The sequence below is a fragment of the Pseudomonas sp. Leaf59 genome (genome assembly GCF_920984685.1).
Classification (GTDB): domain Bacteria; phylum Pseudomonadota; class Gammaproteobacteria; order Pseudomonadales; family Pseudomonadaceae; genus Aquipseudomonas.
In genome coordinates, this window is sequence record NZ_CAKLBR010000001.1 from 314177 (window position 1) to 335741 (window position 21565).

Sequence of the window (21565 nt, forward strand, 5' to 3'; positions counted from 1 at the left end):
TGACCTTCCTTAGTTTTTTATTACGGATATAGAGATCCCTGTGGGAGGGGGCTTGCTCCCTCCCACCTTAGAACTGCCAGTTCAGGCTCAGGCCTACGCCCTGGGTTTTTGCCCTGCCACCCAACTGCCCGTTGTAATCGAGGTTGACCCGCGTCGCCTGGCTCAGCGCCAGGCTGGCCTGCACGCCCAGCAGCGCCGCATCGCGCAGCAACGGCGCGCTGCGCACGGCAAACGACGGGCCACCGGCCACAAACGCCAGATGTTCTTCGGATTCGACGGCGGTCAGGCTGTGTTGCCAGCCCAGCGACCCGGACAGCGCGAGCTGCTGGTGATCGTTGAGCGCGAGGGTTTTCAGCGCGCGCAGCCCGAGGGTGCCCAGCACGGCGTCACGTCGATCACTGCCGCGTTCCAGCGCGGCTGCGTCGCCTTTTTCGTGAAACGAATCGCTGTCCAGATGCACGTAGGCCAGGTTGGCGAACGGTTCCAGTGCCAGCGGTTGCAGCTGCAGGCGATACGCCGCTTCGCTGAACAGTTGCGCACTGCGCGCGTCCAGGCTGGCCTTCTGCTTGCCGCTGACGTCGCCGTATTGCAGGTCGCGCTTCACATCGCCGCGGTGCCAGCTGTAGGCACCGCCGAGGCTCAGCCGCCAGTTGCCCAGCTCGCGCCCGGCATAGGCACCCACGTGGTAGCTGTCGACCGAGGCCGAGGCATGGCTGCCGCCGCCCATGTTCAGCGAGCTGTCGCTGTAGCCGGCGACCACGCCGACGCGGGTCTGCTCATCCAGCGCGCCGTCCACGCCCAACAGCAGGCCGCCGAGGGAGGTGGTGGCGCCTGCGGTTTCGCTGCGGTTGTCGCTCTTGCCCCAGGCGCCCAGGGCCTTGAGCCACAGGTTGCGCTCGCCGGCAATCGGCACATGGCGCAAGCGCTCACCCACGGCATCGCGCACCTGGCGGCTGTCGTTGATCAGCATGGCGCCCACTGCCGGGTAGATCTCGCCGGACAACTGCTGCAAGCCTTGTTGCGCGCCTGCCAGGGAGTCGGAACGCAGCACGCTTTCATACACCGGGTTGCCCGCGCCGAGCTGCTCGGCGGCCGTGGCCACGGCGCGCTGGTTGCGGTTGGCGGCGACGCTGGCGAAGGTGGCGTCATTGCGCGCCACGTTCAGTTGCACGCCCGTGGCGGCATAATCGAGACGCCCGCCGAGGAACAGATAGTCGGGCAGCACCTGGCCAAACTGCCCCTGAATCCCGCCGGCCGCTTGCAGGATGGTGTATTGGCGGCCAATCAGGCTGTGTGCCTGCGCCGCGCTGAGCAGGGTTGGGCTGTTTTCCAGGACCAGGGTCACGTTGCCACCGCCAAGGATCGCCCGGCCGCCGGCGACGATGCGGTCGCTGCTGCTGGGTGTCAGTTCCACTGCATAAGTGGAGCCCGCCGCCAGGTTGACGTCGCCCGCCACCTGCAAGGTGCCCACGGAATTACCCGGCGCCACGCGCCCGCCGCTGTTCACCGACAGCGCGGCGATACGCCCGGAGCCGCCGAGGGTGCCGCTGTCGTTGACGGTGACCGCCGAGGTGAGCGAGCCATTGACCGCCAGCAGCCCGCCGTTAACGGTGGTTGCGCCGCGATAGGTGCTGTCGCCGCTGAGTACCAGCGTGCCCGCGCCGGACTTGATCAGGCTGCCTTCATACACCCGCCGCGCGGCGGCCTGATCGCGTGCCGTACCCACCGCGTAATCGGTCTGGTCCTGCTGGCTGGCGTTCGCGCCGACGCCGTTTTGCCAGCCCTTATCGAGCAGGGTTTGCTGCCAGGCGGCCTGTTCGGCGCGGTCCTCGGCCTGGCGCTGGATCAGCGCCTGGTCGGAAATACCATTGCTCCACACATCGCCCTGCCCGGCCGCGAGGGTCACGTTCATCGCCCCGAGCAACTGCCCCGGCCCGTGCATCGCCCGGCCCAGGTCGGGCACCCCCCAACCCACCGTGGTGTTGGGCGCCTGGGTGAGCGAACCGTCGAGTTGGGTGGCGGTGGTCAGCAGCACCTGCAGGGCCTGCTCGTTGCTCATGTAGGGGTAGCGCTGCATCACCAGCGCGAGCGCGCCGGTGGCATGGGGCGCCGACATCGAGGTGCCGGATTTCACCCCGTAACCGCCACCGGGGACGGTGCTGTTGATCAGTGCACCGGGGGTGGAAATACACCAGTACTTGGCGATTCCGCATGTGTTGTACTTCTGGTTATTGCCGATATCCAGGCCCGAGACCGCCAGCCAGTGCCCTTCCAGTTCCGGCTGGAAGTACGGCAGCGCGGCCCGCACGCTGGCATTCGCGTAGCCGCTGTTGCCGGCGCTGAACACGTTGATTACCCCGGCTTTGGCCACATCGGCCGCCGCGTCCAGCCAGGTGCCACGGTTGTAGTGCTGGGCGTAGGCGGCGTGCAGGTCGCCGAGGGTCTGGTAGCTGACGTCCTTGGGCTGGCTGCCCCAACTGTTGTTGATGGCGCGCACGCCGGAATCCACCAGGGCGCTGTACACGGCCTTGAAGTACCTGGGGTCGGGCGTGGGGCCGAACAGAAAGCTGTCGTTGGCGTTGGTGTTGCCCACATAGACCTGCGCGTTGTAGGCCACGCCGTGCATGCCGACGCCATCACGGGCGGCGCCCATAGTGCCGGTGACGTGGGTGCCATGGGAATCGTTGTTGGGGTTGAGCGCGCCGGTGGTGCTGAAGGCGCTGCCGTCCAGGTAAGTGCCCGTGGCGGTGACCGGGTGAAAACGATCGGTGGAAGCCTCTGGATGACCGGCATCGAAGCCCGAATCCAGCGCGCCGATCTTCACCCCGCTGCCATTGATGCCGGCGGCGTAGGCTTCATCGGCCTTCATGCGCCCCAGGCCCCAGTCACTCTGGAACTCGGCGGAGCGCCAACTGGCGGGATTGCCCGGCTGGCCGGTCTCGGTGTATTGCGCCTGCGCCGCCACGGACAACAGCAGCAAGGAGCCTGCGGTAAAGGGTTTGAAACGCGACGAATCGGTGATCATCAGAGCCATCCTGTGGGTGTTGTTATGGGCGTTGGTTCACAGGGCCGAAGGCCTCATCCACTTTCGCAAGGTCGGTGTCGCGCAGATTGCCCGCGTAGTAATGCAATTTGGTCCAGGCCATCAGGTAGTCGTAACGCGCCTGGGCCAGGTCGCGGCGGGTGCTGTAGAGCTGCTGCTCGGCGTTGAGCGCATCGAGGTTGACCCGCTCGCCGCCGAGGATGCTGTGTTTGGTCGAGACCACCAGCGCCTCGGCCGACGCCAGGGCCTTTTGATAGGCGCGCAGCTTGCTCACCCCCGACAAACACGCACTGAACTGGCGACGCAGTTCGATCAGGGTTTCGCGGGTCTTGCCTTCCAGCTCGTATTCGGCCTGCTCCATGGCACGGCTGGCCTGGCGGGTTGAGGCCGATACGCCGCCGCCGGCATACAGCGGCACGCTGATTTCGACGCCGATGGTGTTGGTGTCGTAGCGCTGGTTGTAGGTGTTGCCGCTGTCGGACTCCTGCTGGCGCGAGCTGGCATACGCGGTAACCTTGGGCAGATGCCCGGCGCGGTTGCGCTCCACCTCGTAGCGCGCCACTTCCAGGGACTGGCGCTGGGACGCGAGCGTGGGGTTGTTGCTCAGGGCCAGTGCGTGCCAGGTGTCGTAGTTGGCGGGCGTGAGGGTGAAGGCGCCGAAACGCTGGTTCAACGGCGCCAGATCATCGATGTTGACGCTCTGCACGCCAATCAGCGCGCCCAGCTCGCGCAGGGACGCGTCCTGTTCGTCCAGCGCCTGGATCTCTTCGGCGGTGGCCAGTTCGTAACGGGATTCGGCTTCGAGAATATCGGTACGGGTGCCCTCGCCCTGCTGGAACAGGTGCTGGTTCTGCTGGAACTGCTGCTCGAAGGCTTTTTTCTTGGCTCGGGCGATGTCGATCTGGTCCTGGGCAAACAGCGCCTGGGTGTAATAACTCAGCACACGCACCAACAGTGCCTGGCTCTTTTCGCGAAAGCTCTCGTCGGCAAACAGCGCCTGGGCCACGCCCTTGCGGTAGTTGGCATAGGCTTCGTAGTCGAACAGCGGCTGTTGCAGGCTGAAGGTGGAGCCGTAACTGTTGTAGTTGCGGTCGTCGCGATAACTGCCGCCACGGCCGTCCGGCAGATGGGCTTCGGAGTTGTTGCGGCCCTTGTTGTAGGTATAGGACAGCCGTGGCAGCAGGCCGGCGCGGCCAATGGTGCGGTTTTCCAGGCCGGCATCGCGCTCCTTGATCGCGCCGAGGAATACCGGATCGTTACGCAGCGCCTGCTCGTACACATCGAACGGGCCCATCGCGGCCTGGGCACTGGCGCAGCTCAACAGCAAGGCGAGGCATACGGGCTTCATGCTCATTCCTCGGTCAACGCGGAGCCGGCGCGATCCAGCAGCGGCTTGAACAGGTAGTTGAGCAACGAACGCTCGCCGGTGCGCACGAACATCTCGGCGGGCATGCCGGGCTTGATCACCAGGCCGTGGAGTTTTTCCAGCGCAGCCTCACTGACGGTGGTGCGCAGCACGTAATACGGCGCGCCGGTCTTTTCATCGAGCATCTGGTCGGCGGAAATCAGGCTCACCTCCCCCGGTACGCGCGGGGTGCGGCTCTGGTTGAAGGCGGTGAACAGAATATCCACCGGCAGGTGGGTGCCGACCTTGTCCACCAGGTGCACCGGCAAGTGCCCTTCCACTTCCAGACGCGTGCCCTGGGGCACGATTTCCAGCAGGGTTTCGCCGGCCCGCACCACGGCGCCTTCGGTGTGGACGCCGAGGTTGACCGCGATGCCATCGGCCGGCGCGTTGATCTCGCTGTGTTGCAGGTCGAAACCGGCGGAGGTCAGTTGCTGTTCCAGAGTGAGGCTGCGCAATTGCGCATCGGCCAGTTGGCTGCGCACCTCCTTCTGGTATTCCTCGCTGTGCTGCTGCAGTTTGAGCCTGGATTCGAGGATGCCCTGCGCCACCCGGCCGCTTTCGCCACTGTTCTGCGCCAGGTCCTGTTGCACCTGGGACAACTGGCGCTGGTAGTCCATCAGCCGGTTGCGCGGGATGTAGCCGTTGTCGGCAAGCGGTTGCAGGTTGGCCAGTTGGTCGCGCAGGGACTGGGCCTGGGCGGTCAGGTCGGTGCGGGCGCGGCGCATGCCGTTCAACTGCGCACTGGCACCCTCGATATTGGCGCGAATGCCCGCCTGTTCACGGGCGAAGGCTTCGCGGCGGCTGCTGAACAGTTGGCGCTGGCCTTCCAGCACCAGGGCCAGCGCCGGGTCTGGGTCGGCGCTCAGATCAGCGGGAAAGGTGACCGCCGCTTGATTGTCGCGCTCGCTCTGCCAGCGTGCCACGCTGGCCCAGGCCATGCGGTACTGGGCCTGCAGCGACTGCACGTCGGCCTGGTTGCGGGTCTGGTCGAGCCGAAACAGCGGCTGGCCCTGTTTGACCGTCTCACCTTCGCGCACCAGGATCCGGCTGACCACACCGGGGCTGACGCTTTGTACCGCCTTACGCTTGCCGGACACCACCACGGTGCCCTGCACCGGAATGCCTTGATCGAGTGGCGCCAGGCTCGCCCAGAGGAAGAAACCGCCGGCACCGACCACGGTGAGCAGCCAGCCCATGCGAGTGAAGAAGCGGGCGTCGCGTTGTTCAAACGTCATACTGCTCATGCGCCTGGATTCCTTCCGGCTTGATACTGGCGGCTGAAACTGACGCCGGGTTTTTCCTTCGGCGCTTCCTGCTGGCCGGACAACGCGCGCAGCACGTCCTGACTCGGCCCGAATGCCTGCAGGCGTCCTTCGTTGAGCACCAGCAGCTTGTCGGCCTGGGCCAAAACAGAAGAACGGTGCGTCACCAGAATCACGCTGCTGCCCTGGGCCTTCATTTGCACGATGGCGCTGGCGAGCGCCGCTTCACCGACGGTGTCGAGGTTGGAGTTGGGCTCATCCAGCACGATCAGCCGCGGCCCGCCGTACAGCGCGCGCGCCAGGGCGACCCGCTGTTTCTGGCCGCCGGACAGGCCACCGCCGTTATCGCCCAGCAATGTGTCGTAGCCCTGGGGCAGGCGCAGGATCAGCTCATGCACGCCGGCCTGTTGCGCCGCCTTCACCACCCACGCCGGGTCGGCTTGGCGAAAACGCGCGATGTTGTCGGCGATGCTGCCGCTGAACAGCTCGATGTCCTGAGGCAGGTAGCCGATGTGCGGGCCGAGGTCGTCACGGTCCCAGCGGTGAATGTCCGCGCCATCCAGACGCACCGTGCCGGCCAGGGTCGGCCACACGCCCACCAGCACCCGCGCCAGGGTGGACTTGCCGGAACCCGAGGCGCCAAGCACGCCCAGCACTTCACCGGCACCGAGGTTGAAGCTGACATGGTGCAGCGTCGCCAGGCGCAGCCCCGGCGGGCCGGCGCTGACGTCTTCGAAACTCACCTGGCCGTGGGGCGCCGGCAAGGCCATCTGCTCGCCCCCCGGCGGGAAGGCGCGCAGCAGCTCATCCAGGCGCTGATAGGCGAGCTTGGCCGAGCTCCATTGCTTCCACACCGCGATCAACTGGTCGATGGGGCTGAGCACACGGCCCATCAGGATGGAACCGGCGATCATCATCCCGGCGGTCATGTCGCCCTTGATCACCAGCAGCGCGCCCAGGCCCAGCACCAGCGATTGCAGGCACAGGCGCAGGGATTTGCTCAAAGAGGTGATCACCGAACCGGTGTCGCTGGCCTGGTTCTGCAGGCCGAGAAACTGCGAATGCACGGCAAACCAGCGGGTGCGCAACGCACCGAGCATGCCCATGGCCTGGATGGTCTCGGCATTGTGCAAGTGGCTGGTGGCCAGTTGGGTCGACTGCTGGGAGTAGCCACTGGCCTCGCCCAGCGGCTTTTTGGTCAGGTATTCGTTGAGGCAGGCCAGGCCGATCAGCAGCACCGCGCCGGCCGTGGCCAGCACCCCCAGCCACACGTTGAACAGGAAAATCACGAACAGGTAGATGGGAAACCACGGCGCATCGAAAAACGCGAACAATGCAGGCCCGGTGATGAATTGGCGCAGATGGGTCAGATCCCCCAGGGATTGCCCGGCATGGCCCTGGCCGCTGTGCAGGTTGCGCTCAAAGGCGGCCTTGTAGACGCGCAAGTTGAAGCGCCGCTCCAGATGACTGCCGATGCGGATCACGATAAAACTGCGAATGACTTCGAGCAGGCCAATAAACGCAAAGAAGCCGACCACCATCAGCGTCAACATCACCAGGGTGGTTTCATTCTGGGAGGACAGCACACGGTCGTAGACTTGCAGCATGTAAATCGACGGCACCAGCATCAACAGGTTAATCAAGGCGGTGAAACAACCGATACTGATCAAGATGCTTTTGTATTCACCCAGCGCCTTGAACAAGGGTGCAACGGTAGGGGGCCTGGCCATATCTTCTTATCGTCCTTGAAGCAAACTACGCGCACTAGTTGGCGCAACCCTTGATCAGGGCCGGTCAACTAATCAATCAAGTTATATGTTTATAACGGCAACTAAGGTTTTCGTTGCAATACCACAACACCGCCGGATCGAGTGCGGCCCTCGTACTCGCCTTCGTGTTGGCGATTCAAGTGGGTAATACCGCTGCCTTCAGCGTTCATCAGCCAGATTCCGTCCGGAGTGGGTGACCAGCTCAAGGGCTGGTCGCCCAGCCACTGCGCCACACACGCCACATCGCCGCCCAGGGCGTTGGCCTGCTCCAGTAATTCCAGGTTGCACACCTGACCCTGCTGTTTCAATTCCCAATGCCCCGCCAACTGCGCGGGGGTGGGTAAAACCAGACTGCTCGCCATTGCGTGGGCTCCTGCCGACACGAACATCACCTGCACAACACAGGCGATCATTTTGGATAACCACTGCATCTTCACGCTCCCGCCTGCAAGCGCGGCGCCGAAGCGCCGCGCCCGTGCATCACGCCACGATGTCGCTGACGGCTGCCTGGCCAACGGTGGTGACGAGGAAATCCGCCACACCCTTGCCGGCAAAGTCGACGGCCAACGTGCCCAGGTTGGTGCCTGAGGCATAGGTCAGCACCGCGTCGCCGGCATGCCCGGAAAAGGCACTGACGAAGCTCAGGCCCGCGCCTTTGGTAATGCCGGACAGGTCGATCTTGTCTGCACCACTGGTGAAGTCGAAGATCTTGTCCGCAGCCCCGGGTCGGGAGTCGGAACTGGCGCCGAACACGAAGGTGTCATTGCCTGCACCGCCCCACAGCTGGTCTGCACCGCCACCGCCGTAGATGAGGTCGTTGCCGGCCCCGCCCTTGATCAGGTTGGCCGCATTGTTGCCGATGATCAGGTCGTTACCCGCCCCACCGAACGCGTTCTCGATGGTCACGCCCTTGGCAATGGACACATTGCCCACCAGGCCGCCCACGTCGGAGAACGAGGTTTCATTGAGGTTGATTTTCTGGTTCTGGGTGAACCCGGAGAAGTCCAGGGTATCGTTGCCGCCACCGTCCCACACCGAGAACACCAGCTTGTCGGCGTTGGAGGTCGCGCTGAGGAAATCACGCCCGGTGTTGGAGTTGAAGCCGTAGGTAGTGTCGGTGGCGCGGGTGGCGAAGTTCGCACCGTAGAGCTTCTGGATCGCGGCAATGTCGTCGATCAGCGGGCCGGAGGCATAGGCTTCAACCCCGCCTTTGCTGAAGTTCTGATTGGTGTTGCTCTCGCTCCAGTAGCTCATCAGGCTGTAGCCACGCGTGTCCTGTCCGTAGGTCGCGTCTTTGTAGGATGGGTTGCCGTTCCCGGCGTTGTAGTCGCCAGGGTGCGCCAGGCCCAGGGTGTGGCCGATCTCGTGGGTCAGGGTCTGCCGTCCGTAATTGTTCAGGTCCGGCGTCTTGTTCTGCGTGTAGCTGTTGTTGGTCAGGTACCACGAGGTGCCGTCGTAGCCTGCGCCGGTGCCGGGCAGGTAGGCGAAGGCCGCTGCGCCGTCCTGGCCGCCGCTGTAGTTGCCGAAGGTCATGTGGCCGTCACCGCCGCTGGCCTTCTCGGTGAAGGTGACCTTGGCCACGTCCGCCCAGGATTGCATGGCGAGCGCTGCCTGTGCTTTCTGCTGGGCGCTGAACTGGCTGAAGCCCGAGATCCCGTGTTTATTCAGGGTGCTCGTGGTGGCCGAGGTCAGGAAGGTGTAGGTGAGGTCGATCTTGCCGTTGCCATCGGCGTCGCGGTACGCCGCGCCGTCCCGCAGCAGCTGGGTCGCTGCCTGGTCCACGGTGTAGGACGGTTTGCCATTGACCGTGAGGTTGCCGCCACGGTCATACAAGTGGCTGAAGCTATCGATTTGCGAGTAGGCGGTGCTGGCCTGAGCGGCAGATACAATAGCTTTGTCTTTTACTTTTGACATAAACGTACTTCCTTGTTTGCAAGTGCATCAGTCTTGGGTCGATAGGAACCTCGCGGGCGAGATCGTCCTATCACTCGCCTCTTTTGAAGGCGTAAGAAAACTGACACAACTTGAAATCTTTCGTCTACCTCTATTTCTGCAATCAAAATGTGATGGGCTTTGCAGGTTGGCAAGTCGTCGGCAATGTTTATTGGGGGCGGTGGTTGTTGTCCTACAAAATAACGGGCGCTGTTATTTAAATATTAAATAGCTGCAAGGACATTCAACTTGCGTTGCTCAGTTGAATAATGGATCCAATTATTGTCACGGTGTCATTGGCAACATTAAAGAGCCACTACTTATTATTTGTCTTGAATATTGGCCCCTATTACCGGGACAAATAGCTTATCCCGTTGCTTGTGTCGGTTTTGAGGCGCGCAGCCGCCTTGAGACCTCGTCCGAGGCAAGCTTCATGACCCAGGTCAATGTAAGGGGAATGAACCGCCGAACGTAGCGAAAAATTTAACCTCACCTGGGCGAGCGGATGCTATTTTTAAGCTCCGGACGCCATGACCACAGACGGTTCTGGCCCCTGCCGCGAGCTAAAGGAAGTGCTCATGAACAAGGTGGGCAACATGAACAAAGTGACGTTCCCGAATGCCTGCCAGCTGATGCGCTGGCATTTTCATCCGACCGGCTTCGAGGGCAGCATGGACGCGCCCGGCAGCATGGTTGCGCGCCTGTTCGACCGCACGAGCGGCGAGACGCTGATTGCGATTGCCGGCATTCCCTGCGCCTCGGTGATGAACGCTGCCGATGTGGAGCGCATCATCGAAGCAATTGAGGATGAACTGGCGTCGTTCGTGCCGCCGCAGTCATTACGGGCCTGAACATGTGGGAGGGGGCTTGCTCCCTCCCACATTGACCAACTTTACTTTCAAATCCGCTGATCATCGAAAAACGCCTTTTTGCCATCTACCCGCTCGGATGCCCTTGGCACATTGACCGCTGCGCCTTCAGGCTTTTCCACATACCAATAGCAATGGCTGGAGGCCCGGGTAATGCCGACATACGCCAGGCGCAGCACTTCGTCTTTTTGCGCCGTGTCATAGGGCTCGCTGTCGCCAGCCTTGCCCAGGCCCGCCATGCGGTACACCTGGTTCTTGTACGGCGAGCTGGTGACGTGCTGGCAATCGCCCAATAGAAATACCGCATCCGCCTGCAGGCCCTTGGCGCTGTGGTATGTCAGCTGTTTCAATCTGCGCGCTGGCGCCGGCAGGCTCGAATCAGCATTAACTACAGCCTGAATATGCTCCTGAATCAATAGCTTATCACTGCTTTTTCGATACAGCATCAATACCGAATCTCCCTGCTGATAGTGCGCCTGCAACTGCCGCCCCAAGGCAGCATCGTCGCGCGCCAGCACTTGAACGGGCACCAGTGCCTTGGGCACGCCGCTGGCTTTGGCCTTCTTGCCGGGAATTGCTGGCGCGGCGCGCACGATATGCTCGGCGGCATCGATGATGTGCTGATGGCTGCGGTAGTTCTCACCCAGCATCACGCGGGTGGTGCCAGGCGACGGGAACTCGGTGTTGAATTCCATGAAGTACTTGGGCGAACTGCCGCGCCAGCCATAGATCGACTGCCAGTCATCACCCACGCACAGCAACGAAGAACGCTGGGCACCGCGCCCCACGTGCATGGCTGGGCCACGGCTGCGGATTTCACGCAGGCTGGCGCGGATCCACGAGACGATCTGCGGCGAGACGTCCTGGAATTCGTCGATCATCAGGTGCGACATCGGCCGCAGCAGCGGATCGCTGAGCAACGTGAGGTTTTCCGGCATGTTCTCGCCAAACAGCGAGAACATGCGGTTATAGGTCATGATCGGCGGCGATTGTTCGAGCAGATGCTCTTCCAGGGCTTTCCAGAAGATGCTCAGTGCCTCAAAGAACAAGCGGTCGGCATCGTCCCTGGCGAACGTCATCTGGCCGACGGCAGTGGGCACGTCCAGGCCGAGGTTCTCGATAAAGCCCGCCGCGGTGACGAAACAGTCCAGCAATGGTGCCGAGGCCAGCTCGCCCTTGACCTTATAGTCAAAGCCGGGCCCAGCGGTGGCGTCGCCCGCCAGGCTGCTTATAAGACGCTTTGATGATTCATAACTGTCGAGCCATATCAAAGGCTTGCGACAGAAAGCTTGAAACAGGGTGCGCTTCACCGCCCACTCGGCGCGTACCGACAGCTTGGCGTTGGGGCGGCTGATCTGCGGGTTTTCCCGCGCATCGAAGCCCAGCACCACCCAGGCGTCCAGTTCGGGAATATAGCCGTGACAATGGAAGGTGGCGCCGTTGATTTCAAACGTCTGGCGGCTGGGCTCGATGCCCTTGATCGGCCAGGCACCCGCGCGAAACCACAGGTCTTCGATCAGATCGCACAGCTCTTCATCACGCTTGGCCGCCAGCTCTGTCACCGCGATGCGCTTCTGCACGTCCGGGTGGTCGCGCTCCAGCTCCTTGAGCTGCAGGCCATGGCGGGCCAGCGGCGCAATCAGCTCGCGAAACCGCGCATTGCGACTGTGCAGCCGGTGGTAGCAGGCGTTCATCTGCTGGCGCTGGGCGTCGTTGATGCGCAGGTCGAAGGGGTTGCTGTCAGCGTCATCGGTGCCGGCACTGAGGTTTTCGAACGCCTGCAGGCGCTCGAACCCCGGCAGGCTGCGCACCATCGGCAGAATGCGTGAGTGAAAGGTGCGCACCACGGCCTGAGCCTCTTTCACGCTGAGGGGCTGGCCCCACAGCGCGAGGATGTCCATCAGCTTGTTGACGAAGTCCTTGCGCGACTCACGGGTGAAGGTCACCACCGTCATCGAACTGAGTTCAAAGCCCAGGTAATGGGTGAGCAGCAGGATGCGCAGCACCAGCGAGGTGGATTTGCCGGCACCGGCACCGGCAATCACCGAGGTGGACGGCGTATCGCTGAAGATCATCTTCCACTGCGCGGTGCTGGGCTGGGCATGGGCCGGCAACAGGCGCGCCACATCGGCCTTGATACGCTTTTTGATCTCGGCGGTGAGCGGCAGGCGCCAATCGTCGAACAGGCTGTCGTCCACGCCCGGCGCGCGGTGCTCATCCGGGCGGAAATCGCGAATCAGCAAAACTTGCCGGCCTTGCTCGATACCCTCGGCCATGCCCTCACGGTAGCCGTATTCCACGCCCGCTTCATGCCCGCTGCGAAAACCATCGGCCTGGCCGTGTAACCACGAAAACCGGTGCTGGGCACGCAGTCGTGTGAGGCCATGGCCAAACAGACGCGCGGCGAGGCGTTTGAACAAGGGCATTTCTGCCAGCGGAAGCAGATCAGGGGGCAAATCGGGCTTTTGCTGCGGCACGCGAACTCCAGCGAGGACGTTGATTCTGGCGAATGCGCCATGGTCGCCGGAATCGCTGCTCAGTGCCAGCCAATTGCTTTGCCGTCATGCAGTTAGACGACGAAGTGAAAGTCAAAACCGCGTTAATCCATCTAATCGGCTGATAGGAATCAGGCAGTTTTTACGCTTTTTAACGATCAATGACTCAAGGATGATAGCGCCCATTCAGAGGAGACGATCATGCTGGAACTTCGACCTTTCACTTCCCTGGGCGGCGCTCACCACGGCTGGCTTGACGCCCATCATCACTTTTCGTTTGCCGAGTATCACGACCCCAAACGCATGCACTGGGGCAACCTGCGCGTATGGAACGACGACATCATCGCGCCGGGCAGCGGTTTTCCGCAGCATTCGCACCGGGACATGGAAATCATCACGTATGTGCGCGAAGGCGCCATCAGCCATGCCGATAACCTCGGCAACAAGGGCCGCACCGAAGCCGGTGACGTGCAGGTGATGAGTGCGGGCACCGGGATTGCCCACAGTGAATACAACCTGGAAGCCACGCCGACGAAGATTTTCCAGATCTGGATTATTCCCAATGAAGCCGGGCTGCCACCGTCGTGGGGCGCCAAGCCGTTTCCGCAGGACGGTCGTGAGGGCTTCGTGACCCTGGCCAGCGGCAAGAGCGGCGACAGCGAAAGCCTGCGCATACGCGCCGACGCCCGCCTGGTGGCCGCCAACCTGAAAGCCGGAGAAAGTGCCGAGTACCAACTGGACGGCGGACGCCGCGCCTATCTGGTGCCGGCCACGGGGGTAATTGAGGTCAATGGCGTGCGTGCGCAGGCGCGAGACGGTGTGGCGGTGGAAGATGAGCCAGTGTTACGGGTAACCGCGATTGAAGACAGCGAGATTGTGCTGGTCGACCTGGCCTGATTCACATGGAAGGCTCCGCCAAGTCTTCGACTTAGCGCTGTCGCGCAGCAAACTGGGGTCTCTGTGGCGAGCGGGCTTGCCCCGCGTTGGGGTGCGAAGCGCCCCCAATCAACGAAAACGCGGAGTACCTGATACTGCGCAGAGTCTGCTTTTGGGGCTGCTGCGCAGCCCAACGCGGGGCAAGCCCGCTCGCCACAACAAGCACGCTCGCCACAGGATGTAGAGAGGGCGTGCCCCCTCTGACATGGGTGTTGCGGGGTTATTGAGAAATAGCGCCATCAACCAGCACTTGCGCTTCCTCCACCAGCTGCTTGAGGTGATCTTCGCCGATAAAGCTCTCGGCGTAGATCTTGTAGATATCCTCGGTGCCTGATGGCCGCGCGGCGAACCAGCCGTTTTCGGTCATCACTTTCAAGCCGCCAATGGCCTGGTTGTTGCCCGGCGCGTGGCTGAGAATCTGCTGGATGCTCTCCCCGGCCAATTGGGTGGACGTGACCTGCTCCGGCGACAACTTGCCCAGCAGGGCTTTCTGCGCCGGGGTGGCCTTGGCGTCGACGCGAATGGCAAACGGCTCGCCCAGCGCATCGGTGAGGCCACGGTAGATCTGGCTCGGGTCCTGGCCTTTGCGCGAAGTCATTTCGGCCGCCAGCAAAGCCGGGATCAGGCCGTCCTTGTCGGTGCTCCACACCGTGCCGTCCTTGCGCAGGAACGACGCACCGGCACTTTCTTCACCGCCAAAGCCCAGCGAGCCTTCGAACAGACCATCGGCAAACCACTTGAAGCCCACCGGCACTTCATACAGGCGACGGCCGATTTTCGCCGCCACCCGGTCAATCAAGCCGCTGCTGACCACGGTCTTGCCCACGGCCGCATCGGCACGCCAGTGGGGACGGTTCTGGAACAGGTAGTCAATCGACACCGCCAGGTAATTGTTCGGTGCCAGCAACCCGCCGGACGGCGTCACGATGCCGTGGCGGTCGTGGTCCGGGTCGCAGGCGAACGCTACGTCAAAGCGTTCCTTGAGCCCGATCAGGCCTTGCATGGCGTAGCTGGAGGACGGGTCCATGCGGATCTGGCCGTCCCAGTCGACACTCATGAAGCGGAAGGTCGAATCGACTTCGGTGTTCACCACGTCCAGATTCAGCCGGTAATGCTCGGCAATCGCCGACCAGTAGCGCACCCCTGCTCCACCCAGCGGGTCGACGCCCAGGCGCAGGTCGGCGCTGCGGATGGCATCCATGTCGATCACATTGATAAGGTCCGCCACGTAGGTGTTGAGGTAGTCATGGCGGTGGGTGGTGTCCGCCTTAAGCGCCTGGGCGTGGGTAATACGCTTGACCCCGGCCAATTGGTTGGCCAGCAGCTCGTTTGCCTTGGCTTCGATCCACTTGGTGACGTGGGTATCGGCCGGCCCGCCATTGGGCGGGTTGTATTTGTAGCCGCCGCTCTGCGGTGGATTGTGGGACGGCGTGATGACGATGCCGTCCGCCAGGCCACGGGTACGGCCGCGGTTGTAGCAGATGATGGCGTGGGAAATCGCCGGCGTCGGGGTGTATTCATCGCCCTCGGCGAGCATCACGTGCACGCCATTGGCGGCAAGCACTTCCAGCGCGCTGGCGCCGGCCGGGGTCGACAGTGCGTGGGTATCCAGGCCGACAAACAACGGGCCGTTGATGCCCTGGGCTTCGCGGTACAGGCAGATCGCCTGGCTGATGGCGAGCACATGCCATTCGTTGAAGCTCAGCTCGAAGGAGCTGCCACGGTGCCCGGACGTACCAAAAGCCACGCGCTGGGTGGAGATCGCTGCATCAGGCTGGCCGGTGTAATAGGCCGTGACCAGTCGCGGGATATCCACCAGCAACTGAGCCGGCGCCGGTTTGCCCGCAAAAGGACTGATTGTCATGCATGAACCTCGAAAAGAAGACGTCGGAAAAAAGGCAGTTTACTGGCACTTGGACTACTGCGCGACGGTATCGATCCTACATCATGACGAGAAATTTCATGCAGCTAGCCCTGGTGTGCCTCGCGCAGTCCCTCGCCCAGCGCAGCCAGGGCTGTGTCCAGGTTGGGCAGGCCGTGGAACGTATGGCTCAGACGCAGGTGCTGATGGTGCAGGCCACTGATACTGAACAGCTCACCGGGCGCGACAACGACGGCGTGGGCCAGCAGATACTGGAATACCTGGCGCATATCCACTGTCCTGGCTGACTCCAGCCAGAATGTTGCGCCGCCGACCGGCATGCGGTACGTCACCAGGCTTCCCAGATGCTGGTCAAGAAGCTCACTCATGGCGCTGGCCTGCTCGCGTAATAATGCGCGCAAATTGCGCAGGTGCAGGTCAATGCGCCCGCTGTGATACAGCCGCGCAATCGCACGCTGACGGATCGCCGACAGCCGAAACGAGCGCAGCAGAAACTGGCGCTGCAATTGGCGGCTCATGTGCCGCGATAGCAGATAACCGTAGGACGCTTCCAGCCCGAGGATTTTCTCGAACGAGGAGAACACGATCAGCCGCTCGGGGTTGACCAGGTCACGCAATGCGGCCTGGGTCGGCACGAAACTCAATTCGCCGTACAGGTCGTTTTCCAGCAGCCAGCAACCGTAGTGGTCCAGCAGCTGCGCCAGTTCGAGGCGGTCCTGAGGTTGCACGGCCACCCCCGCCGGCAGGCTCACCGACGATGACATCAACAGCAGTTGCACGGACTCCTCGCGCAGTGCCCGTTCGAGCAACACCAGGTTCAGACGACCCGCGTGCAGCCAGGGCAATTCGATCACACGCACGCCGGCATCCTGCAGCAGGCGCAGGATCAACCAGTCACAGGGCGACTCGACCAGCACCGTGGAGCCGCGCAACCCCAGCACCTCGATGAGGATGGAGAGCACGCCGCGCAGGTCGGCCCCCACGTACACGTCATCCGCGTGCCAGCAGCGCGTGGGCGATGAGGTGTAGCGCGCCGCCAGCGCCGCGCGCAACTCCCACACCCCGCACGACTGGGAGCTGTGCTGCGACTGACGGGGATACTGGCGCACCAGCTCGCGCTCCAGGCGCAGCAAGGTGTCGTCCAGATTCGCCAGCAAGGCCGGTTCATCACCGCTGAGCACCGCCATGGCCGGGCTGCGGGCCGCCACGTAAAGGCGTTCGAGCAAGTCGCCGCTGGCAAATGTCGCGGCGCTGTTGGCAAGGGGCCAGGCGTAGTACCCCGATTTGGCCACCGAATACACGCGGCCCTCTTTCTCCAGCAGCGAATACGCATACTGGATGGTGGAGATCGAGACATTCAGGCGCTGGGACAGCTCGCGCAGCGACGGCAGCTTCACTCGCGTATCGGTACTCACCTCGTTGATCAGGTTGATCATGTAGCGATACACCGCCTGGTAAGCGAAGTCCGCTTGTCGCGCGCCACGCAGTGTCATCGAGCGGACAGCTGCCGAGCCATGTCGTGACCGCTCAGGTTGCCTTCAAGGTCGTGCTCGCGCACACTGCTACCGGGCAGCAGGGTCATTGGCCGCTGACGATACAGATGCTGGAGCAAGGGCAACGGCAACCCGCTGGCAACGGTCACCCACTGTTGCAGCATCTCGGCGGCCGGCTTGCCCTGCAGCACCTTGTGCAGTTCGGGCAGCGCCACGAGCATGCCTGGATGGCACTGGCGCAGGTAGCTTTCGAGCCGTTCGCCGTGATGGATAAACGGCGAAAACAGCAGGCAGATCAGCTGACTTTCATCCTGCCCGAAAAACTGCCGGGCGTAGTCGGTGGACGCGGCGCGCCCTTCACTGCTGCCGGCCTGGGCCAGCAGTTCCGGCGGAATCTGCACATGATCGAGCTGCTCCTGCGCCAGCAGCAGGAACTCTTCAACACCTTCCCCATACGGCAATTCGCGCAGGCATTCGGCCTTCAGGCCGCGCAGGTGCGCCATCAACACGGGATTGGCAAACGCCGGATGGCTGAAATGAAACCCCAGGGGGTCTGGGGTATAGGCCATGAAATCGGTGAGCAAAGGTGCACTGGCAGGGTCTATGCCTTCAAGCAAGTCGGCAAAGCCGATATACGCCAGGGGACGGTACCCGCCGATGCTGATGTCAGCCCTGGGCTGATAGTGCTCGCCATACAGATCGCGATAGAAGTCTTCGCTCCATTGGTCCATTCGCGCAAACAGCCGGTCGAGGGACAGGGGCCTGGCTGCCCGGGCCTTGTCCGAACCGGCCTGAGCCGCCTTTTTCAGCCAGGCCAGCAGTTGGCTCTGTTTACGCCCGGAGTCGCCGCTGACCAGCACATGCACACCGCCGTCCCACGCGGTGACACGCTGGTAGAAATCCCCCAGGGCGAGGTAGGTATCGTTGCACAGCGTTGCACAGATATCGCCGCAGCTCAGGTGCCCGACCATCAACCGGTTGCGTTGCGCCGCTTCACAACCCTGGGTCGATACCGGGCGCTGATGATTGAATGGCAGCACCTCATGGTTTTCCACCATCAGCAGTTCCACGCGGTCATCGTCATGGAAAAACAGACGGCTGTAACCGTTGTGGATGGTATCGAGTGTGCGCTGGGTCATGCCGGCATGGCGCAGCGTGGCGACCCGCAGCTGGAACGTCGTCGGTGATCGCCCGGCGATGCTCAATTGCGCCGCGCGCAGCATCGCCAACGTGTAACTGCTGACCTCACCGCCGCCGTGGGCGACCAGCACCTTGTAGGCGCCGATATATTCCATGCCCCCGGCCGCCACGACAATACGCTGGATCAATAATTGAAGCGCCGTACGTTCCGCGCGACTGAAGTACCCGATCAATCGTTGCTGAACTTGCTGGTAAACATACGTCATGGCCTGTTCGTGAATAGCGCTCATCGCTCTACTACCTGAGTTGAAATATAAGTTTCAAACAACTACCAACGCGAGTTGCTTGATGTATTGAATTGCCAGGAACGTCGCTTTAGGTACCGTATTGACAGTGAATCAACACTAGCACCTTGCAAAAAATCGACATCGACTGTGCAGAGCGTCCACCCGGGCCTCCATGGCCTCGAGCGCCGACACACATGCCACCCACGCAGGGATTGACGACCTTCCTAGGAGTATTCAGACAATCTCCTACATTCCTTTAACCCCGAATTAAAAGATCCATCCGACAAATAAAATTTGTCAGGCAGTGTTCCATGAATGTCACTTGATCGAGCGTCAGCATAAAACTGTCTGCCCCCTGAGCCCGCCGCAAATGTTCCATTATTAACGGCAGCAGAAAATACCCGCTGCCGTATCAGTGCATCAATCATCACTCGGTCCTTGAGTTGAAAGTAAGAACACAATTATCAAGGCTGGAATAATGATTAACAGATACAGAAGCTGGCCAAAAACCAGTTCAGTTCAGGTTCAAGCACAAGGTGGATCACCCGGACACGACGACGCCGCGCTGGAATTCAGGGCGGCGTTCGGGGCAAAGGTATCGTTTACGGGACTGAGGGGCGATTACACGCAGTGGAAAACGCGCAGGGTAAGCCCTGTCAAATGGCGCTTTTGTCCCATACGCCAAGGGCGAGGAACAGCCGATTACGAATGTTCCTACACACGAAACAGCTTAAACTTGCAGCGCCACCCGCTCACGGCACGGGCATTCGTCCATATAACGGTGCGCTTCAACGAACTGGTCGAAGGCAAACACTGTGGTTTTCAGCGGCACCAGCACACGGTCGGCGGTCAACTGGTTGATATCACGCAATGCCCGCTGCATGGCGACCTGGTCCTGGATAATGCCCAGCTCCGGTTTGCCGGTGAAATTGCCGATGCAGTGCACAAAGAACTGAATGTTCTTCTGGAACGCCGCACAGGCCGGAAACGGTGTCTGATTGCCGCCCTGCAGGCCATAGAGCACCAGACTGCCGCGCGGGGCCAGTACGTCGCCAAGCAACGACATCTGCGGGCCGCCCAAGCCATCGAACACCACGTCGACGCCACGATTGTCGGTGAACTTGTTGATTTGCATCAGCAAGTCCTGCTCCTCGGTGACGATCACCTTTTCCGCCCCGAGGGACAGCAGGTAGTCACGCTCGGCGCTGTCCTTGGTCGCCGCAATCACACGCACACCCAGCGCCTTGCCCAGTTGCACGAAAGACGGGCCGGCGCAGTGGCTGGCGTCGGTCACCAGGGCAAACTGGCCGGGTTTGACCCGTGCCAGGTCCATGTAAGCGAAGTAGGCGATCAACAGCGGCGTGTAATGCACGCTGGCTTCAATCGGGCTCAGCACATCCGGGTAACGGGTCAGGGCCGAACGGGGCAGGACGATCTGTTCGCCATACACCGGGTAATCATTGGGGCTCTCGGCCGGAAAACTGGCCACTTTATCGCCCACCGCCAGGTCATCCACGCCGTCGCCGAGGGCGACCACCACGCCGGCCATTTCATGACCAAGGCCGGACGGCAAACGTGCATGGGAGGACGCCAGGTTCTGGCGCCACAGGATGTCGTACCAGCTGATGCCAATCGCCTCGACACGCACCTGCACTTCGCCCGGTGCGGGCTGCGCGGCTGCATGCTCTTCGCATTTGAGCACCTCGGCCGGACCAAACTTGTGAAAACGGATCGTGCGGGACATCGCAAACCTCGTCAAAGTAACCTCTAATGCCATGAACTTTATCTGGGCTTTGCGGGTAAGGCCAACGGTCGCCATTAATAGTCGACATGCTTGTCATTGATTCCGCGACTAAGCTACAGACCTCAGCTTTCGTAGGAAAACTCAATTATCTTGTGCAGAGTATCAGCCTTTCCCCGTAAGATTCATGCCGGTCGTTGTTTACACATGGCCGCTCTCGTCAAGTTTGCAGACTCTTCCAGGACACAAGATGAACCGTAACGACCTGCGTCGTGTCGACCTTAACCTCTTGATCGTATTCGAAACCTTGATGCATGAGCGCAGCGTGACCCGCGCTGCCGAAAAACTGTTCCTCGGCCAGCCGGCCATCAGCGCCGCCCTGTCGCGCCTGCGCGGGCTGTTTGACGACCCGCTGTTCGTACGCACCGGCCGCAGCATGGAGCCCTCGGCTCGCGCGGTCGAGATCTTCGCCCTGCTCTCCCCGGCCCTGGACTCGATCTCCACCGCCGTCAGCCGCGCCGCCGAATTCAACCCGGCCACCAGCACCGCCGTGTTCCGTATCGGCCTGTCCGACGACGTCGAATTCGCCCTGCTGCCCCAACTGCTCAAACGCCTGCGCGCCGAAGCCCCCGGCATCGTGCTGGTGGTGCGCCGCGTCAACTACATCCTGATGCCAGGCCTGCTGGCCTCGGGCGAAATCTCCATCGGCGTCAGCTACACCGCCGACCTGCCCGCCAACGCCAAGCGCAAGGTCCTGCGCCGCAGCCTGCCCAAACTGCTGCGCGCCGACAGCGTGCCCGGCTCCCTGAGCCTGGACGACTTCTGCAGCCGCCCCCACGCACTGGTGTCGTTTGCCGGCGACCTGAGCGGTTTTATCGATGAAGAACTGGAAAAGCTCGGTCGCAAGCGCCATGTGGTGCTGGCCGTGCCGCAGTTCAACGGCCTGGGCACCTTGCTGGCGGGCACCGACATACTCGCCACCGTGCCCGACTACGCCGCCGAGGCCCTCACCTCGGCCGGCGGCTTGCGAGCCGAAGATCCACCGCTGCCGGTGCGCAGCTTTGAACTGCACATGGCGTGGCGCGGGTCACAGGATAATGATCCAGGGGAGCGGTGGTTGAGGTCGCGGATTCAGATGTTTTTCGGGGATCCTGACAGCCTGTAATGGAATTCCATTAAATCCCATAAACCCTTTTATAACAAAAACTTACTGGTCACTTAAGTCCATCGCAGTCTGTCTAAATCCAATGGATTCCACGACCCATTGGGGGCAAATTTCGGTTCCTTGAAAAGTATGCCCCCACCGAT

The 21565-nt window shown here is 62.0% G+C and carries 14 protein-coding genes; 3 read left to right on the forward strand and 11 right to left on the reverse strand.

The annotated features are described in order from the left end of the window. Positions 1–67: 67 nt before the first annotated feature. The 6 genes from eprS to LUB09_RS01265 form a co-directional block, all read right to left on the reverse strand. Positions 68–3025, reverse strand: coding sequence for an autotransporter serine peptidase EprS (eprS, locus tag LUB09_RS01240; RefSeq protein ID WP_231421342.1), 2958 nt, complete (start codon positions 3023–3025; stop codon positions 68–70). A 22-nt stretch (positions 3026–3047) separates the two neighbouring features. Further along, on the reverse strand, positions 3048–4391 hold the full coding sequence (locus LUB09_RS01245) for a TolC family outer membrane protein (protein WP_209982185.1): 1344 nt from the start codon (positions 4389–4391) through the stop codon (positions 3048–3050). A gap of 2 nt (positions 4392–4393) precedes the next feature. Continuing rightward, on the reverse strand, positions 4394–5695 hold the full coding sequence (locus LUB09_RS01250; protein ID WP_209982187.1) for an HlyD family type I secretion periplasmic adaptor subunit: 1302 nt from the start codon (positions 5693–5695) through the stop codon (positions 4394–4396). Next, positions 5692–7443 carry a type I secretion system permease/ATPase gene (locus LUB09_RS01255; protein ID WP_231421343.1) on the reverse strand — a complete coding sequence of 584 codons (1752 nt, stop codon included), beginning with the start codon at positions 7441–7443 and terminating at the stop codon, positions 5692–5694. Before LUB09_RS01255 ends, LUB09_RS01250 begins: the two co-directional genes overlap by 4 nt. A gap of 101 nt (positions 7444–7544) precedes the next feature. Continuing rightward, entirely contained in the window at positions 7545–7913 is a 369-nt protein-coding gene (locus LUB09_RS01260; protein WP_231421344.1) for a protease inhibitor Inh/omp19 family protein, read from the reverse strand. A 49-nt stretch (positions 7914–7962) separates the two neighbouring features. Next, positions 7963–9396, reverse strand: coding sequence for a serralysin family metalloprotease (locus LUB09_RS01265; RefSeq protein WP_209982194.1), 1434 nt, complete (start codon positions 9394–9396; stop codon positions 7963–7965). A gap of 596 nt (positions 9397–9992) precedes the next feature. On the opposite strand from LUB09_RS01265, the gene LUB09_RS01270 reads away from it, so the two are divergent. Beyond that, positions 9993–10265: a DUF1652 domain-containing protein gene (locus LUB09_RS01270; RefSeq protein ID WP_057008783.1), complete on the forward strand. Its 273-nt coding sequence runs from the start codon at positions 9993–9995 to the stop codon at positions 10263–10265. Positions 10266–10312: 47 nt separating this feature from the next. On the opposite strand, the gene LUB09_RS01275 is transcribed toward LUB09_RS01270, so the two are convergent. Beyond that, the gene (locus LUB09_RS01275) at positions 10313–12760 is read right to left on the reverse strand and encodes a UvrD-helicase domain-containing protein (protein WP_231421345.1); all 2448 of its coding nucleotides are present in this window, start codon (positions 12758–12760) and stop codon (positions 10313–10315) included. A gap of 219 nt (positions 12761–12979) precedes the next feature. On the opposite strand from LUB09_RS01275, the gene LUB09_RS01280 reads away from it, so the two are divergent. After that, positions 12980–13675, forward strand: a complete 696-nt coding sequence (locus LUB09_RS01280; RefSeq protein WP_209982200.1) for a pirin family protein — start codon at positions 12980–12982, stop codon at positions 13673–13675. Between the two features lie 259 nt (positions 13676–13934). Here LUB09_RS01280 and pgm read toward each other — a convergent pair whose 3' ends face one another. The 4 genes from pgm to LUB09_RS01300 all read right to left on the reverse strand — a co-directional run bounded on the left by pgm (position 13935) and on the right by LUB09_RS01300 (position 20260). Beyond that, entirely contained in the window at positions 13935–15578 is a 1644-nt protein-coding gene (gene pgm / locus LUB09_RS01285) for a phosphoglucomutase (alpha-D-glucose-1,6-bisphosphate-dependent) (protein WP_209982202.1), read from the reverse strand. Between the two features lie 104 nt (positions 15579–15682). Next, positions 15683–17089, reverse strand: coding sequence for an aminotransferase-like domain-containing protein (locus tag LUB09_RS01290; RefSeq protein ID WP_231421346.1), 1407 nt, complete (start codon positions 17087–17089; stop codon positions 15683–15685). After that, positions 17086–18519: a hypothetical protein gene (locus LUB09_RS01295; RefSeq protein WP_231421347.1), complete on the reverse strand. Its 1434-nt coding sequence runs from the start codon at positions 18517–18519 to the stop codon at positions 17086–17088. The genes LUB09_RS01290 and LUB09_RS01295 overlap by 4 nt, the downstream gene beginning before the upstream one ends. Before the next feature lie 727 nt (positions 18520–19246). After that, complete coding sequence (locus LUB09_RS01300) at positions 19247–20260, reverse strand: zinc-dependent alcohol dehydrogenase family protein (RefSeq protein WP_231421348.1); 1014 nt, start codon at positions 20258–20260, stop codon at positions 19247–19249. 247 nt (positions 20261–20507) lie between these two features. Between LUB09_RS01300 and LUB09_RS01305 the strand changes: the two genes are divergently transcribed. After that, positions 20508–21422, forward strand: a complete 915-nt coding sequence (locus LUB09_RS01305) for a LysR family transcriptional regulator (RefSeq protein WP_231421349.1) — start codon at positions 20508–20510, stop codon at positions 21420–21422. Positions 21423–21565 lie beyond the last annotated feature (143 nt).

Bases quoted from the DNA above. Each gene is read 5' to 3' on its own strand.
- LUB09_RS01255 (WP_231421343.1), bottom strand. From the start codon at position 7,443: ATGGCCAGGCCCCCTACCGTTGCACCCTTGTTCAAGGCGCTGGGTGAA.
- eprS (WP_231421342.1), bottom strand. From the start codon at position 3,025: ATGATCACCGATTCGTCGCGTTTCAAACCCTTTACCGCAGGCTCCTTG.
- LUB09_RS01245 (WP_209982185.1), bottom strand. From the start codon at position 4,391: ATGAAGCCCGTATGCCTCGCCTTGCTGTTGAGCTGCGCCAGTGCCCAG.
- pgm (WP_209982202.1), bottom strand. From the start codon at position 15,578: ATGACAATCAGTCCTTTTGCGGGCAAACCGGCGCCGGCTCAGTTGCTG.
- LUB09_RS01260 (WP_231421344.1), bottom strand. From the start codon at position 7,913: ATGCAGTGGTTATCCAAAATGATCGCCTGTGTTGTGCAGGTGATGTTC.
- LUB09_RS01250 (WP_209982187.1), bottom strand. From the start codon at position 5,695: ATGAGCAGTATGACGTTTGAACAACGCGACGCCCGCTTCTTCACTCGC.
- LUB09_RS01280 (WP_209982200.1), top strand. From the start codon at position 12,980: ATGCTGGAACTTCGACCTTTCACTTCCCTGGGCGGCGCTCACCACGGC.
- LUB09_RS01265 (WP_209982194.1), bottom strand. From the start codon at position 9,396: ATGTCAAAAGTAAAAGACAAAGCTATTGTATCTGCCGCTCAGGCCAGC.
- LUB09_RS01290 (WP_231421346.1), bottom strand. From the start codon at position 17,089: ATGACACTGCGTGGCGCGCGACAAGCGGACTTCGCTTACCAGGCGGTG.
- LUB09_RS01300 (WP_231421348.1), bottom strand. From the start codon at position 20,260: ATGTCCCGCACGATCCGTTTTCACAAGTTTGGTCCGGCCGAGGTGCTC.
- LUB09_RS01305 (WP_231421349.1), top strand. From the start codon at position 20,508: ATGAACCGTAACGACCTGCGTCGTGTCGACCTTAACCTCTTGATCGTA.
- LUB09_RS01295 (WP_231421347.1), bottom strand. From the start codon at position 18,519: ATGAGCGCTATTCACGAACAGGCCATGACGTATGTTTACCAGCAAGTT.
- LUB09_RS01270 (WP_057008783.1), top strand. From the start codon at position 9,993: ATGAACAAGGTGGGCAACATGAACAAAGTGACGTTCCCGAATGCCTGC.